Annotated in this window: 11 protein-coding genes; 9 read left to right on the top strand and 2 right to left on the bottom strand. The window is 71.8% G+C overall.

Annotation, left to right across the window (positions count from 1 at the left end):
* Positions 1–132: 132 nt before the first annotated feature.
* The 6 genes from ACT3SP_RS13750 (at position 133) to ACT3SP_RS13725 (ending at position 11,265) form a co-directional block, all read left to right on the top strand.
* Positions 133–2,487 carry an alkaline phosphatase gene (locus tag ACT3SP_RS13750; RefSeq protein ID WP_444587868.1) on the top strand — a complete coding sequence of 785 codons (2,355 nt, stop codon included), beginning with the start codon at positions 133–135 and terminating at the stop codon, positions 2,485–2,487.
* A gap of 34 nt (positions 2,488–2,521) precedes the next feature.
* On the top strand, positions 2,522–6,574 hold the full coding sequence (locus ACT3SP_RS13745; RefSeq protein ID WP_444587867.1) for a metallophosphoesterase: 4,053 nt from the start codon (positions 2,522–2,524) through the stop codon (positions 6,572–6,574).
* Positions 6,575–6,766: 192 nt separating this feature from the next.
* Positions 6,767–7,654: a carbohydrate ABC transporter permease gene (locus ACT3SP_RS13740; protein ID WP_444587866.1), complete on the top strand. Its 888-nt coding sequence runs from the start codon at positions 6,767–6,769 to the stop codon at positions 7,652–7,654.
* Positions 7,644–8,504, top strand: a complete 861-nt coding sequence (locus tag ACT3SP_RS13735) for a carbohydrate ABC transporter permease (protein ID WP_444587865.1) — start codon at positions 7,644–7,646, stop codon at positions 8,502–8,504. Before ACT3SP_RS13740 ends, ACT3SP_RS13735 begins: the two co-directional genes overlap by 11 nt.
* Positions 8,505–8,625: 121 nt before the next feature.
* The gene (locus ACT3SP_RS13730; protein WP_444587864.1) at positions 8,626–9,837 is read left to right on the top strand and encodes a glucuronyl esterase domain-containing protein; all 1,212 of its coding nucleotides are present in this window, start codon (positions 8,626–8,628) and stop codon (positions 9,835–9,837) included.
* A 159-nt stretch (positions 9,838–9,996) separates the two neighbouring features.
* Positions 9,997–11,265, top strand: coding sequence for an MFS transporter (locus tag ACT3SP_RS13725; RefSeq protein WP_444587863.1), 1,269 nt, complete (start codon positions 9,997–9,999; stop codon positions 11,263–11,265).
* Between the two features lie 30 nt (positions 11,266–11,295).
* On the opposite strand, the gene ACT3SP_RS13720 is transcribed toward ACT3SP_RS13725, so the two are convergent.
* Entirely contained in the window at positions 11,296–12,303 is a 1,008-nt protein-coding gene (locus ACT3SP_RS13720) for a helix-turn-helix transcriptional regulator (RefSeq protein ID WP_444587862.1), read from the bottom strand.
* A gap of 95 nt (positions 12,304–12,398) precedes the next feature.
* Here ACT3SP_RS13720 and ACT3SP_RS13715 point away from each other — a divergent pair, with 95 nt between their 5' ends.
* Entirely contained in the window at positions 12,399–12,794 is a 396-nt protein-coding gene (locus ACT3SP_RS13715; protein ID WP_444587861.1) for a RidA family protein, read from the top strand.
* Between the two features lie 34 nt (positions 12,795–12,828).
* Here the strand turns inward: ACT3SP_RS13715 and ACT3SP_RS13710 are convergent, their stop codons facing one another.
* A complete protein-coding gene (locus tag ACT3SP_RS13710) occupies positions 12,829–13,593 on the bottom strand; it encodes an SDR family NAD(P)-dependent oxidoreductase (protein WP_444587860.1) in 765 nt (254 codons plus the stop codon).
* 153 nt (positions 13,594–13,746) lie between these two features.
* On the opposite strand from ACT3SP_RS13710, the gene ACT3SP_RS13705 reads away from it, so the two are divergent.
* On the top strand, positions 13,747–14,475 hold the full coding sequence (locus ACT3SP_RS13705; protein WP_444587859.1) for an SDR family oxidoreductase: 729 nt from the start codon (positions 13,747–13,749) through the stop codon (positions 14,473–14,475).
* A complete protein-coding gene (locus tag ACT3SP_RS13700; protein WP_444587858.1) occupies positions 14,472–15,164 on the top strand; it encodes a FadR/GntR family transcriptional regulator in 693 nt (230 codons plus the stop codon). The genes ACT3SP_RS13705 and ACT3SP_RS13700 overlap by 4 nt, the downstream gene beginning before the upstream one ends.
* Positions 15,165–15,313 lie beyond the last annotated feature (149 nt).

The following is a 15,313-nucleotide window of genomic DNA, read 5'->3' as shown; positions in this document are numbered from 1 at the left end:
TCCTCCCCCGCCGCGACGGCGTCGCGCTCCTGACCAGTGACCACACACGACGAATGATCTGACCTCGTCCGGCAGCGATCGGGCGTCGACGCGCATGCCGGTCCGACGTGCATGCCAGTCCGAGGAGAACTCATGTCGAAGAAGCGAACGACCCTGTGCGCCCTGGCGGCGGCGACCGCACTCACGGCGACGATGGGCGCCCCGGCGATCGCGGGGCCGGACCTGCAGGAGGCCGGGAAGGACACCGACCAGGGCCCGACCAACGTCATCTACCTCATCGGCGACGGCATGGGCTTCAACCAGATCGACACCGCGTCCCTGTACGAGCACGGGACCAGCAACTACCAGTTCCGTGCCGACCCGGCCACGGGGGAGATCGAGGATCTGCCCGGCGAGGTGGATCCGGTCTTCGCGGACTTCCCGGTCCAGACCGCATCGGCGACCCCCCAGCACGGCAACAGCTACGACGCCGAGCAGACATGGTCCGACTTCGGCCACGCCCTGGAGGACCACACCGACTCGGCCGCCGGCGGCACCGCGCTGGCCAGCGGCGTGCGCACCACCAACGGGGCTGTCGGCGTCGACCCCTGCGGCCGACCGATCGAGAACATCACCGAGCGCGCGGATGCCCGCGGGATGTCCACGGGCGTGGTCACCACGATGCCGTTCAACCACGCCACCCCGGCCTCCTTCTCCGCCCACAACCCTTCGCGCAACAACTACCCGGCCCTGGCCAAGGAGATGATCTTCGAGACCGGTCTCGACGTCATCATGGGCGCGGGACACCCCGGCTACGACGACGACGGCGAGCCGCTGGCGACCCCCGACTACGCGTACATCGACCCGGGCCGGTTCAAGCAGCTCAGCGAGGGCAACAGCCGCTTCGACTTCCTCAGCGAGAAGGACGACTTCGCGGACCTCGCCACCGCGGAGGAGACCCCGGAGCGCGTGTTCGGCCTGGCCGAGGTGGGCGCCGGCCTGCAGTACGCGCGCAGCGGTCCGGACCTCGACGACGACGGCGCCCCGGTGCCGGGCGCCGAGCCCTACGACGCACCGCTGAACGACGCCGTGCCCACCCTGCCCGTGATGGCCGCCGGTGCGCTGAACGTCCTCGACGACGCCGAGGACGGGCTGTTCCTGATGGTCGAGGGTGGCGCGATCGACGCCGCCGCCCACCAGAACGCCCTGAACCGCCAGATCGAGGAGCAGCTCGAGTTCCACGAGACGATCGAGACCGTTGTCGACTGGGTCGAGCGCGAGAGCAGCTGGGAGGAGACGCTCGTCGTCATCACCGCTGATCACGAGACGGGCTACCTCACCGGGCCCGACTCCGATCCCACCTGGGAGCCCATCGAGGGCGCCGAGGGCGAGCTGCCGGTCGCGGAGTACCACACCGGCGGCCACAGCAACTCGCTGGTCCCCGTGTTCGCCCGCGGCCCCGGCGCCGAGGAGATCGGCGCCCGCGCCGACCAGGTCGATCCGGTGCGCGGCGAGCACATGGACAACGTCGACATCGCCGGCGCCATCTTCGAGTCCTGGGGCGAGCCGGTGGTCCCCCCGGGCGGCACGGTCGACGACCCGGGCGAGACCCTGCCGGGCTCGGGCACCGAGGCGGACCCCTACGAGCTGCGCACCTGGGAGGACGTCGAGCTCGTCTCCGCCGCCCCCGATGCCCACTACCGGCTGATGGAGGATCTCGAGCTCGACGACGCGCCCCGCGTCCAGATCGCCTGCGAGTCCCCCGACGGCTTCACCGGCACCTTCGACGGCGACGGGCACGAGATCTCGGGCTTCGTGGGCTACCCCGAGATCGGGGCCGGGCTCTTCGCGGAGAACGCCGGCACGATCCGCAACCTCGCGGTGACCGACGCCGACATCACCGACGGGCCCCGCATCGCCGGGATCCTCGCCGACGTCAACTCCGGCACCATCGAGAGCAGCTGGACCTCCGGATCGATCTCCGGCGCCTCCCGCGTGGGCGGCATCGCCGGCAACTCGACCGGGGAGATCCGCGACAGCTACTCGCTGGCGACCGTGACCTCCGCCGCCACCGAGAGCGGCGGCGTGGCCGGCGTCGGCGTCGCCGGCTCCACCACCGAGCGCGTCTACTCCGCCGGAACGGTCACCGCGGCCTCGAACAACGCCGGCGGCGTGGTCGGCTACGGCTACGGCGGCACGGTCATCCAGGACTCCCTCGCCCTGAATCCCGAGGTCGGCGCCGACGCCTTCGCGCACGGGATCCTGGGCCGGTACAGCTCGGGCGAGCCCACCCTCGCGGGCAACCACGCCTGGGAGGGGACCGAGGCCGGGCCCGCCGGCTACCCGGAGGATCCCGCCGCCGACAACCCCAAGGGCGCCGTGGCCACCACGGAGCAGACCGAGTCCCCGGAGTTCTACTCCGAGACCCTCGGCTGGGACTTCGAGGAGACCTGGGAGTGGGACGACGAGCTGAACCGCCCCACCCTCCGCAACGCCCCCGAGAAGTGATCCCGCACCCCGTTCCCCGGAAAGGAACTGTCCGATGAGCACTCGCCAGACCGCCCGGACCATCGTCGCCGACGCCCGCCGCACGGGGGCCGACGCCGTCAGGGCCTTCGCCACCCGCGGCCCGGCGGGCCTGCGCCTGAGCCGACGACACCTGCTGCAGGCGACCGGCCTGGGAGCGGTCGGGATGGAGGTGGCGGGGAACGTCTCCCCCGGCGCGGACGCCGCGCCGGCCCCGGCCGAGGCCGCCCCGCTGGACGGCGGCGACCTCAAGCACTACACCGGCCAGTTCCACTCCCACACCGGGGTCAGCAGCGACCACGCCACGACGCGCGGCGAGCCGATCGACGCGTGGAAGCATGTGGCCGAGGCGTCGGACCTCGACTTCTTCGCAGTGACCGAGCATGACGTCACGTATGACGTGCGCAATGCGGACATCGAGACCGAGGACTGGCGGGACGCCGTGTCCCAGGAGTGGCGACTCCTCCACGAGCAGGCGGAGGAGTTCAACAAGGACGTGGAGTCCACTGGGCTGATCGCGATCCCGGGCACGGAGCACACCTGGTACGACTACTCCGGGCACAGCAACTCCTTCAACACGAACTGGCTGGTCACCGCACAGAGCGGCGGGGACCACCACGCCGCCGGCTTCTGGGGCATCGGCCACCTGATGTTCGACCTGCCGATGTTCTACGCCCGCCTGGCCGAGGATCCAGGGGCTCTGGGCCAGTTCAACCACCCCAATCCCGTGGGCGGCGGCAACTTCTTCGACTTCACCCACCTCACCCCGGAAGCCGACGCGCGGATGAACACCATCGAGGTGCGCGGCGACGACGCCTTCCGGGAGGAGTACACGCTGGCGCTGGACGCCGGCTGGCACGTCGGCCCGGTCTACGGGGACGACGAGCACCACGACCGCTGGGGCGAGAACGACCCGGTGACCGGGATCTGGGCGACCGCGCAGACCGAGGAGGCTCTGTACGAGGCGTTCCGGAACCGGGCCCTGTACGTCTCCAAGGACCGCAACGCCCAGCTGCTGGTCCGCGGCAACGGCGAGATCATGGGCAGCGTCCTGGACGGTGACACCACCAGCCTCGACCTGCAGATCCAGGCCATGGATCCCGACCCCGAGGACACCTTCGCCACGCTCATCGTCCGCACCAACGGCGGCGAGGAGGTCCACACCGCGGAGGACCTCGGCCGGGAGGTCGACGAGACCGTGAGCCTCGAGGTCTCCGACGGCGACTACTACTGGGTCGAGCTCCTCCAGGAGGACGGCGACGCGCTGTTCTCCGCACCGATCTGGATCGGCGAGCGCGTGGCCGGGGCGAACTACGCCCCGGAGATCGAGCTGCTCGGCCGGACCCCGTCGTCGGCGGCGAACGGCCAGTCGGTCCCCCTGCCGGGAGTGCGGGCGACGGATGACAGCGGGACCAGCCCGACGGTCGTGATCACCGTCTACAACGGAGAGGGCGAGGTCGAGCACGACGGGAACTCGTTCACGGTCTCGGGCTACGACGACCACTACGTCGTCGTCCGGGCCACGGACGACCAGGGCAGCACGGCGGCGAAGTACTACCGGATCCAGGTGAGCCAGACGTCCCTGGACCCGGAGACCGTCTTCCGGCACTTCACCCCCACGGTGACCGTGGGCGCCGCCCCCGGGGAGGTCGGCATCGCGGTCTCGACCGACGTCAAGATCGCCACGGCCCACGTGCAGTACCTGCCGGAGGGGTCGGACGACTGGGACGGGGCGCCGACCGTCTCCACGGCGGAGGACCAGGTGTACGAGGTCGTGCGCGAGGGCCGCGACGGCGAGGAGTACATCGACAGGGTCGGTGGGCAACCGCTGCGCGCCCACGACCTCGACCTCACCGGGCTGGAGCCCGGCGAGACGTACCAGTACCGCCTGGGGGTCAGCGAGTCGGGCCCCTGGACGGAGGTGCAGGGCACCTTCACCGCTCCGAGCGCGGACGACGCACCGCTCTACGTGCTGGGCGACCTGGAGGTCGACTCCGGCGAGGAGAGCGACTACGCCCTGTTCACCGGCATGCTGGACGTGCTGCGCGAGCAGGATGACCAGGGTGCCGTGCTGCTGCAGACCGGAGACCTGGTCGGCGCCGGCGGACGCGCCGAGTTGTGGGACGAGGTGTCCGAGCATGTGCTGAGCGGGCTCGACATCCCGCTCGCCCCGATGGTCGGCGACGGCGAGACCGGCATCTTCGACGAACCGGACGGCGACAAGGAGTTCGATGACATCACCCAGCTCCGCAACGCGATCTTCCGGGGGATGTTCAACGCGCCCGACAACGGCAGCGCCGTCGGGGAGAGCAACTACTCCTTCGACCAGGGCGATGTGCACGTGGCGGTGCTCAACGGACGCTACGACCTGAAGGCCCAGCTGGAATGGCTCGCCGAGGACATGCACGCCACCGAGGCGACCTGGCGGGTCGTCGCCGGGCACTACTCCTACTACGGCGGCGCGCGCGCCGAGGACTTCGGCATGATCGGCGATCGCGCGATGGTCACCGAGGCCTTCGACCAGCTGGGGGTCGACCTCTACCTCGGCGGCCACGATCACCTCTACAAGCGCACCACGATCACCGACGGGGAGGTCGCCGAGACCCCCGAGGAGGTCGCCGAGGGCACGACGTTCGTGACCGTGGGCTCGGCCGGCCCCTCCTTCGACGACAACAAGGAGTTCTGGTGGGACGACGTCGTCGTCGACGAGGACGTCCAGACCGGGCTGATCCTCGACGTGACCGACGACGGGCTGCGTCTGCGGGCGTTCGACGCGACCGGCGGGGCGATCGACGAGCTCACCATCGGCACGATCCGGCGGGACGACGTCTCGCTCAGCTCCGCGACGGTGGTCGACGGAGAGGTCGCGATCGGTCTGACCGGATACGCGGACTCCCCCGACGAGGTCGTCGTGGTCGCCGAGACCACCGACGCCTCCGGCTCGACCGTGATCGAGACCCGCACGCAGACCGTGGCGCTGGCCCATACCGGCGGCGAGCAGGCGGTGGTCTTCGACGAGCCGCTGCCGGTCGAGCACGACCAGAACGCCGAGGTCGAGGTCCAGGACACCGACGGGAACGTCCTGGTGGAGGCGGTGACGGTGCACGAGGCCTTCACCGGGTCCGGCACGGAGGCGGATCCGTACGTGATCCACTCCTGGGAGCAGATGGAGCTCATCGCCGAGGCCCCCGACGCCCACTATCTGCTCGCGAACGACCTCGAGCTCAACGGCGCGCCGCGTCCGCAGATCGGCGCGGAATGGGTCCTGCAGGACGACGCCAAGGGGTCGACCCGGGGCCCGGGCGCCTTCACCGGAACGTTCGACGGCGGCGGCCACACGATCTCGGGCTTCCGCGCCGACGGCGAGGTCGGCGGCGGGCGCTACACCCTCGGGGCAGGGCTGTTCGAGACCAACGCCGGCACCATCCGGGACCTGGGCGTCGCGGATGCCCGGGTCGAAGGCGGGCCGCGCATCGGCGGACTGCTCGCGGACACGAACGCCGGGACGATCCAGCGGTGCTGGACCTCGGGCTCGATCCACGGCAGCGCCCGCATCGGCGGGCTGGTCGGCGACTCGCAGGGCGAGATCCAGGACTGCTACTCGACCGCCGATTCCGGCACGGCGAGCACCGAGACCGGCGGCGTGGTCGGCGTCGGTGTCGCGGACTCGATCACGGAGCGGGTCTACGCGACCGGTGAGGTGGAGGCCGAGACCAACAACGCCGGCGGCGTGATGGGCTACGGCTACGGCGGCACGGTCCTGCGCGACTCCATCGCCCTGAACCCCTCGGTGACAGCCGCGCAGTCCGCTCACGCGGTGCTCGGGCGCTACTCCGGAGGGACCCCCACGCTGGAGGGCAACTACGCCTGGGAGGACATGGAGGTGGCCGAGGAGAGCTACACCGTCGACCCGGCCCCGGACAACCCGAAGGGCGGCCCGGCCACCCAGGACCAGATCCGGTCCCCCGAGTTCTACGCCGAGACGCTCGGCTGGGACTTCGACGAGGTCTGGGAGTGGAACGACGACCTGAACCGGCCCACGCTCCAGAGCACGCCCGAAGATGGGTGACACCATCGGGCGGCATCCCCGACGAACTGCCCACGACAGGGCACATGACACGTCCCGCGACCACCCGGCCCACGAGGACGACGCGTCCTCGGCCCGGAAGGGAGACGAATGACTGAGGTTCCTCCGATCCGCTCGGCGCCGGACCGCTCGAGACCGGGCCGCTCGACGCGAGGACGGGGCGAGCCCCGTCGCATGAACATCGTCGAGAGGCAGCGACGGCGCCTGGCCGTGCCGTTCATGCTGCTGCCCTGCATCCTCCTGGGAGCGTTGTTCGTCTTCCCGTTCGTGCAGACGATCTATCTCTCCTTGACCGACTGGTACGGGACGTTCCAGACCACGGGATGGGTGGGGCTGCAGAACTACACGAACCTGATGGGCGACGAGCTGTTCCTCAGCGCGATCTGGAACACGCTGGTCTACTTCGGGCTCTCGCTCGTGGTGCTGTTCCCGCTGGCGCTGTTCATCGCCTGGGGGCTGATGCGCACCAAGGGCACCCGCTCCTTCTACCAGCTGGCGATCTTCGCCCCGGCAGTGCTGTCCGTCTCCGTCGCGGGCGTGCTGTGGAAGTTCATCTACAACCCGAACTTCGGGCTGCTGAACACCGTGCTCGAGAGCATCGGCCTGGGCGGACTGAGCCGAGCATGGCTCGGGGACGCCTCCACCGCGATGTTCGGCATCGTGGTGGCGGTGATCTGGCACGGCATCGCCACCTGGATCATCCTGCTGCTGGCCGGGATGGACAGGATCCCCACCGAGCTCACCGAGGCGGCGTCCCTGGACGGCGCCTCCGACTGGAGGGTGTTCCGCAGCGTCACCCTGCCGCTGCTGTGGCCCGTGCTGAGCACGCTGCTGGTGCTGTGGTTCATCCAGTCGATGCAGACCTTCGCCTTCATCTACGTGATGACCGACGGCGGACCGCACGGAGCGACCGAGGTCATGGCGACCTACATGTACCGCCTCGCCTTCGGCGGGCGCATGTTCGCCTACGGCTCGGCGATGGCGATCATCATGACCGCCATCGTGCTGGTGATGAGCCTCATCGGCTCCAAGTTCCTGAAGGGGGATCGCTTTGAGAACTGAACGTCGAGGCGGCGCGCTCCGCGCCCTGAGAAGGCATCCCCTCGTCTTCGCCTCCCTGACCGTCTACGCGCTGTTCAACATCTTCTGCCTGCTGTGGCTGATCAGCACCTCGCTCAAGGGGTCGGCCGAGATCCTGGCCACCAGCCCCTGGACGCTGCCGGAGACGCCGCTGTGGCAGAACTACGTGGACGCGTGGACGTACGGCCGGATGGGCACGTACCTGATGAACTCGGTGATCGTCACCTCCATCACCACCGCGGCGGTGCTCGCCCTGGGCAGCCTCAGCGGGTACATCTTCGCCCGCGTGCAGTTCCCCGGCCGCGCGGCGCTGATCGCGGTGTTCATGGCGGCGATGATGATCCCGCCCTTCGCCCTGGTGGTGCCGCTGTTCGACGTGCTCGCCTGGGCCTCGCTCCTGGACTCCCGCACCGGGCTGGTGCTGGTGTACGTGGCGATGGAGCTGCCGCTGGTCACGTTCATCCTCACCTCCTTCCACCAGACGCTGCCCAAGGAGCTGGAGGAGGCCGCGAGCATCGACGGCGCCTCCGCCTTCGGGACGTTCTGGCGCGTGGTGCTCCCCCAGACCGGACCGGCTCTGACCGCGTGCGGGATCGTGGTGGTGCTGCGCATCTGGAACGAGTTCATCTTCGCTCTGACCTTCATCAGGGACGAGCAGGTGCTCACGCTCGCGGTGGGCATCTTCAACCTCAGCCAGGTGGCGGACTACTCCTCCAACTGGGCGGTGCTGTTCGCCGGCATGGTGATCAGCGTGATGCCCGTGCTCATCGTGTTCGGGCTCTTCCAGCGCAACTTCACCAGCGGCATGGCGCAGGGCGCGATGAAGCTCTGAGGGTCCCGACCCGGGAGGCATCCGCGCCCGCGGGACCACGACCATGCACCACCCCGACTTCGCACCCGCCCGACACGCACGACCCCGACCGCGCACCACCCCGACCCCGCAGGAGGCCCCCGTGACCCGCACCCAGGACGGGACCGTCGTGCAGGAGGACCCCGCGCGGGACGACGACCCGGTGCTCGCGGCGCCCGATCCCGGCGCGTCCCGCGAGGAGGTGCTCACGCACTTCCGGGACGACGTCTACGGCCGGTCCCCGCAGGACGGCTGGGACCTGTCCTGGGACCTGCTGGCCGAGCACGTGACGCCCGCCCGCATCCTGCGCCAGCAGTGGTCGCTCGTGATCACCACGGCGCGGGGCACCTGCCGCTGCGTGGTGATGATCGACCTGCCGGCCACCTCCGGTCCGGTCCCGGCCTTCCTGGGGCTGAACTTCCGCGGCAACCACGCCGTGACCGCTGACACCGACGTCCTGGACGTCCAGCACGAGACGGCCGATCGCTGCGGGGAGGTCCACTACGAGGGCCTGCGCGAGCCCGTCACGCTCCCCGTGCCCCGCGGCGTCGAGGCGCACCGCTGGCCCGCGGAGCTGGTGACCGGGCGCGGCTTCGCGGCGATCACCGCCTGCTACCTGCAGGCCGGGCCGGACGGCGCCGCCCTCTTCGACCACGGCATCCCGGCCCTCTTCGACACCGCCGCCGCCCGAGCGGAGGACCCCTGCGCCTGGGGCGGCATCTCGATCTGGGCCTGGCTGCTCTCGAGGATCCTCGACGCGCTGGAGGCGGGGATGTCCCCCGCGGTGGATGCGGGCAGGGTGGCGGTGCTCGGCCACTCGCGGCTGGGCAAGACGGCGCTCTGGGCCGCGGCGCAGGACCCGCGCTTCGCCGCCGCGATCAGCAACGACTCCGGGTGCATGGGGGCCGCCCTGTCCCGTCCCGTGGGCGAGACGCCCGAGGTGCTGGCCCGCATCCGGCCCTACTGGTTCGCCCCGGGGTTCGCCGAGCCGGTCCTGGCCGGCACCCCGCTGCCGGTCGACCAGCATCAGCTGCTCGCCGCGATCGCCCCGCGCCCGCTCCACGTCGCCAGCGCGAGCGACGACCTCAACGCCGACCCCGCCGGGGAGCTCGCGGCGCTCCTGGCGGCCGCTCCCGCCTGGCTCGTCGGCGGGACGTCGAACAACGGGACCTCGGCCGCCGCGGCGCTCCCACCGCCGGACACCGTCCACCACTGGCCGGACGCACCCCTGGGCCACCACCTCCGCCGAGGCGGTCACGACATGATGCCGTGGGACTGGATGCAGTGGCTCGATGCCGCCGAACGGTGGCTCTGAGCCCGCCCACCCGGGAACCAGCTTCTCCGTCACCATCGCAGGCATCGAGTCCCTCACCCTCCCTGGCGCCGTCGACCCCCGCGCCCCTAGGATCGAGGGGTCCCCCCACCGCTACCAGCGTCGGCAGCGTCCTCCTCCCCGACCCGCGCTGGAGCTCCCGTGACCTCTTCCGTCCCGACGCCGTCCGCTGTCCCGACGCCGTCCGCACCGCTGGCCCCCGGCCGCCTCCGACTGGTCATCCTCGCGATGTCGATGGGCGCCTTCGCGATCGGCACCACCGAGTTCGCCTCCATGGGGCTGCTGCCGCAGATCGCCCGCTCGCTGCAGGTGAGCGTCCCTCAGGCCGGCCTGCTCATCACCCTGTACGCGCTCGGCGTGGTGGTCGGGGCGCCGCTGGTGACCATCGCCGCCGTGAAGGTGCCGCGCTCCCGGCTGCTGGTGGCGCTGATCGCCCTCATCGGCCTGGGCAACCTGCTCTCGGCGATGGCCCCGAACTTCTCGGTCCTCGCCGGGGCGCGCTTCGCCTCCGGCCTCCCCCACGGCGCCTACTTCGGGGTCGCCTCGCTGGTCGCGGCCCGTCTCTCGCCGCCTGGGCGCCGCGCCCGCTCCGTGTCCCTGGTGATGCTGGGCCTGACCATCGCGACGATGCTGGGCGTGCCCGCCTCCACCGCGCTCGGCCAGAGCATCGGCTGGCGCTCCGCGTACGTGATCGTGGTGGTGATCGCGGCCGCGACCACCGTCACGATCTGGCGCCTGGTGCCCGAGCCCGAGAACTCCGGGGCCACCGGCTCGATCCGGGCGGAGCTCGGCGCGCTGCGCCGGGTGCAGGTGTGGTTCGCGCTCGGCATCGGCGCGATCGGCTTCGGCGGGATGTTCGCCGTCTACAGCTACATCGGGGAGATCGTCCCCGGCGTGATGGGCCTCGGCGAGCGCGCCGTGCCGGTGGCGCTGTTCGTGTTCGGCGTGGGCATGACCGTGGGCAACATCGTCGCCGGTCGCCTTGCCGATCGCAGCGTCTACGGCACCATCTTCCTGGGCCTGGTCGGCATGGCGGCCACCTTCACCGTGTTCGCCCTCGTCGCCCATCAGGCCGTGCCGGGGATGATCCTGCTGTTCGTCGTCGCCGTGGCCTCCCAGCTGCTGGGCCCCTCGCTGCAGCTGTTCCTCATGGATGCCTCCCCCGACGCGCCCTCGCTCGCCGCCGCCCTGCACCACTCGGCCCTGAACATCGGCAACTCGCTCGGCGCGGCCCTGGGCGCGGCCGTGCTCGCCGTCGGCTGGGGCCTGCTGGCCCCCGCCTGGACCGGCGTGGTGCTCGCGCTGCTGGGCCTCGGGATCGCCGGCTGGTCCTTCCGTGTGCACCGCCGGCAGATCGCCCGGGCCGCCCTCGCCGCGGAGCAGGCCGCGGCGGCGCCGGTGCCCTGCTGAGCGGTCCGTCCGGGCGGTGAGCCCTCGGCGTCACGGCCGGTACCGCTCGAGGATCGTCTCCGCCCGGCGGCGCAGTGCGAGCCGCAGAGCCTCCGGCTCCTGGACGTCGACGGCCGTGCCGAGCTGCCAGATCGCCCAGACCGCATGCCGCAGGTCCTCGAACAGCACCTCGAGGCGCACCCACCCCTCCGCCTCGTCGGCGTCCTCCGCGCGGACCCCGCGCACCGTCTCCAGCAGCTCCTCCCGTCGGCCGGCCTCGATCCGCAGCCGGACGGGGAGACGACCCTCGGCCAGGAACGCCGCGCTGCGCTCGGCCCAGACCCGGTCCAGGTCCACCCGGTCGGGCCGCTCGGCGGCCTCGTCCAGCACCTCGGCGGCGAGCATGCGCGAGACCCTGTACGTGCGGTCCTCCCCTGCCCTCGTGGCCAGCAGGTAGGTGCGGCCGCGGACCATCACCAGGCCGATCGGGTCGATCGTGCGGTGATCGGGCTCCGTGCCCGCGGCGGCGTAGCGGATCCGGAGCCTGCGCCCGGCGAGCACGCCGTGACGGACCGCCTCCAGCACCCCGGGCACGGTCCGCTCCGCGCTCCCCGGGCGCGAGAGCAGATCGCTCTCCGGCTCGAGCAGGAGCCTCTGCGCCGCGTCGTCCAGGTCGGCGCGGCGGCCCTCGGGCAGTGCATCGACCACCTTGAGCGCCGCGGAGGAGAGGGACGTGCCGAGTCCGAAGGCCGGCCCGCTGCGGTGGGAGACCGCGGTGAGCAGCGCGAGCGCCTCGTCCGCCGTCAGACCGGTCAGCTCGGTCCGGAACCCCGGCAGCAGGGCGAAGCCGCCATGCCGCCCGCGCTCCGCGTAGACGGGCACCCCCGCCGTGGACAGCGCGTCGATGTCGCGCAGCACGGTGCGCACGGACACCTCGAGCTCTGCGGCCAGCTGGCCGGCGGTCATGCGCTCCCGCCGACGCAGCAGGAGCACCAGGGAGACCAGACGATCGGCGCGCACGGCACCGATCCTTCCAGCAATCACGACAGCAGGTGTCATGTTTCCTCGGAAGACTCCTCCTGCGGGCGTCGAGGACGGCGGCCACCGGGCCCCGGGCGCTCGCACCGAACGACAGGAGTGGACGAGGAGTGGACATGGAACGCACTGCCATCAACCCGGTGACGTGGTCGCAGGAGCTCGGATTCGACCAGGGGACGGTCGTGACGGGGCAGAGCCGCACGCTCTACATCTCGGGCCAGACCGCGATGTCACCCCAGGGACGCCCGGAGCACGACGGGGACATCGCCGCGCAGCTGGCCCTGGCGACGGACAACCTCGAGGCCGTCCTCCGTGCGGCCCGCATGACGCTCGCCGACCTGGTGCGGCTGAACGTGCACACCACCGACGTGGAGGCGCTCATGCCCTGCTACGGCGTGCTCGCCGCACGGCTCGGCGCCGCGGGCGTCGCGCCGACGACCACCATGCTCGAGGTGACGAGGCTCGCCGTGCCCGGGCAGCTGGTGGAGCTCGAGGGCACGGCGGTCGCCTGAGCGGTCGCCCCGCCCCGGTGCGCCGCCGGGTCTCTCATCGCCCGTGGGCGCGGGCGGGGATCTGGGTGGCGAGCTTCCCGCCGGAGACGTCCAGAAGGGCACCGGTGATGTACGAGGCCTGGTCGCTGGCCAGGAAGATCAGCAGGTCGGCGACGTCGTCGGCACTCTCCCAGCGCCGCAGCGAGAGGGTGTCCAGCAGGCGGTCCTGCTGCTCCGCGGGCATCTCGGCGAAGCCGTTCATGGCGGTGGGCACCATGCCGGGGGCGTAGGAGTTCACGGTGATGTCCCAGGGGCCGAGCTCGGAGGCGAGCACGCGGGTCAGCTGGACCACGGCCGCCTTCGAGGAGGCATAGGCCGCGCTGGCCACGCTCGGCACGATAGCGGCGAACGAGGCGGCGTTGATGATGCGCCCCCGGCCGGCCGCCTGCATCACCGGCGCGACGGCCCGGCTCATGAGGAACACCCCGCCGACGTTGACGTCGAAGCAGGCCCTCCAGCTCTCCCACGGGATCTCGGCGACGGGCGCCTCGACGTTGATGCCGGCGTTGTTGACGAGCACGTCGATCGTGCCGTGCTCCTGGACCACGGCCTCGACCGCGGACTGCACGGAGTCCGGGTCCGTGACGTCGCAGAGGCCCTGACGGATCGTCGTCGCGGCCGCAGGGCTCCTCTCCGGGAAGGCGAGGTCGAGGGCGGTCACCCGTGCCCCTTCGTCGGCGAACCGCTGCGCGAGAACCGCACCGATGCCGCGCGCCGCACCGGTCACCACCACGACCCTGTCCCTCAGATCCAGCTCCATCGCATCGTCCTCTCCCGCGGCCCGCGCCGCCGTCCTCGACCTCGGGGGATCCGAGCGACCCCCGCAATAGACATACTATTGAACGCGGCGGGACCCTGTCACCCACGGCAGCGTCCTGCAGCACGAATCCGGGACACCAGCGAGAGGACCACCATGGACACCACGACCCGTCGCACGCTCTGGATCACCGGAGGGGGCAGCGGCATGGGCCGCGCCGTGGCACTCGCCGCAGCGCGCAGCGGATGGGCGGTGGCCCTCAGCGGACGCCGACGGGACACGCTCGAGAAGATCGTCCAGGAGATCTCCGCCGCGGGCGGCGCCGCCCTCGCACTCCCCCTGGACGTGCGGGACCGGGACGCGCTCACCGCCGCCGCAGAGCAGGTCGTCGCGACCTTCGGCGGACTGGACGCCCTGGTGCTCGCCGCCGGGCAGAACTCCCCGCGGCGGCGCTGGGAGGACCAGGGCATGGAGGAGTTCGAGTCCGTCGTCGCCACCAACCTCACGGCCGTCGCGACCACGCTCGATGCGGCCCTGCCCCATCTGCGCCGTCGCGGCGGCGCCGTGGTGGCGATCTCCTCCTACGCCGGGTGGTCCTTCCAGCCCGGCGCCGGTGTGGCCTACTCCGCGTCCAAGACCGCCGTCTCCTCCCTGATGCGCACGCTGAACCAGCAGGAGGCCGTCCACGGGGTGCGCGCCTGCCATCTGTGCCCGGGCGATGTCGCGACCGACTTCCTCGAGCAGCGGCCACAGGTCCCGGACGAGGCCGCGCGGGCGCTCATGCTGACGGCGGAGGACATCGCCCGCACCGTCGAGTTCGTGCTCGAGTCCCCGGCGCACGTGCGCGTCGACGAACTCGTCATCTCCCCGCTCTCGCAGGCGTGACCGCCGCCCGGACGGCCTTCGAGCGGGCACTGGACCAGCTCGGGCGCGAGATCGTCACGGGCGCGCTGCCCCCGGACCATGCGGACACCGTGGAGGGCTTCGGCCAGCGCTCCGGCGCGTCCCGCAGCGTGGTGCGGGAGGTCACCCGGGTGCTCGGGGCGATGGGGATGCTCAGCGCCGGACGACGGGTGGGCCTGCGGGTCCTGCCGCCGGAGAGCTGGGACACGCTGGATCCGCGGGTGATCCGGTGGAGGCTCGACGGTCCCGGCTCCGCCGAGCAGGTCCAGGAGCTGAGGTCCCTGCGGCACGCGATCGAGCCCGCGGCCGCCGCAGCGGCTGCCGAGTCCGTTCGCCGTGGCACCGCGACCACGCAGCACCTGAGCAGGGCGGTCCGCGCGCTCGAGCACGCCGGCTCGGGCAGCGACGCCGTGGAGTTCCTCGTCACCGATCAGGCCTTCCACACCGCGGTCCTCGACCTCTCGGGGAACACGATGATGATCAGGTTGCGCCGCGTCATCGAGGAGGGGCTGCGACACAGGGCGCTCACCGAGCGGGGCGCCCGTCGCCCCGAGCCCCACGACCTCGGGCTCCACGTCGCCGTGGCAGCCGCCATCGACGCCGGCGATGCCGCCCGGGCCGCGGAGGCGATGCGGGAGATCATCGAGCGGACGTCCCCCAGCGGCCGCTGATCCCGCCGCCCGCCGTCACCACCGCGCACCGGGACCACGCGCTCCGACACCACCCGCGGGATTGGCTCCGGCCGCTGAGTGCGCGGCGGGCGGCGCGTCTGCCGGGCCCCTGCCGGCGTCTCCGCGCAGCACCCGGCCGACCCTCCCCG

Source organism: Brachybacterium sp. AOP43-C2-M15 (genome assembly GCF_052446295.1).
Classification (GTDB): domain Bacteria; phylum Actinomycetota; class Actinomycetes; order Actinomycetales; family Dermabacteraceae; genus Brachybacterium.
The sequence above is the reverse complement of the archived record's forward strand: the minus strand, read 5'-3'. Positions and strand labels throughout refer to the sequence as shown.

Excerpts from the sequence above, each read along its gene's own strand:
- ACT3SP_RS13710 (WP_444587860.1), bottom strand. The coding sequence starts at position 13,593 with ATGGAGCTGGATCTGAGGGACAGGGTCGTGGTGGTGACCGGTGCGGCG.
- ACT3SP_RS13740 (WP_444587866.1), top strand. The coding sequence starts at position 6,767 with ATGAACATCGTCGAGAGGCAGCGACGGCGCCTGGCCGTGCCGTTCATG.
- ACT3SP_RS13745 (WP_444587867.1), top strand. The coding sequence starts at position 2,522 with ATGAGCACTCGCCAGACCGCCCGGACCATCGTCGCCGACGCCCGCCGC.
- ACT3SP_RS13715 (WP_444587861.1), top strand. The coding sequence starts at position 12,399 with ATGGAACGCACTGCCATCAACCCGGTGACGTGGTCGCAGGAGCTCGGA.
- ACT3SP_RS13705 (WP_444587859.1), top strand. The coding sequence starts at position 13,747 with ATGGACACCACGACCCGTCGCACGCTCTGGATCACCGGAGGGGGCAGC.
- ACT3SP_RS13750 (WP_444587868.1), top strand. The coding sequence starts at position 133 with ATGTCGAAGAAGCGAACGACCCTGTGCGCCCTGGCGGCGGCGACCGCA.
- ACT3SP_RS13720 (WP_444587862.1), bottom strand. The coding sequence starts at position 12,303 with ATGACACCTGCTGTCGTGATTGCTGGAAGGATCGGTGCCGTGCGCGCC.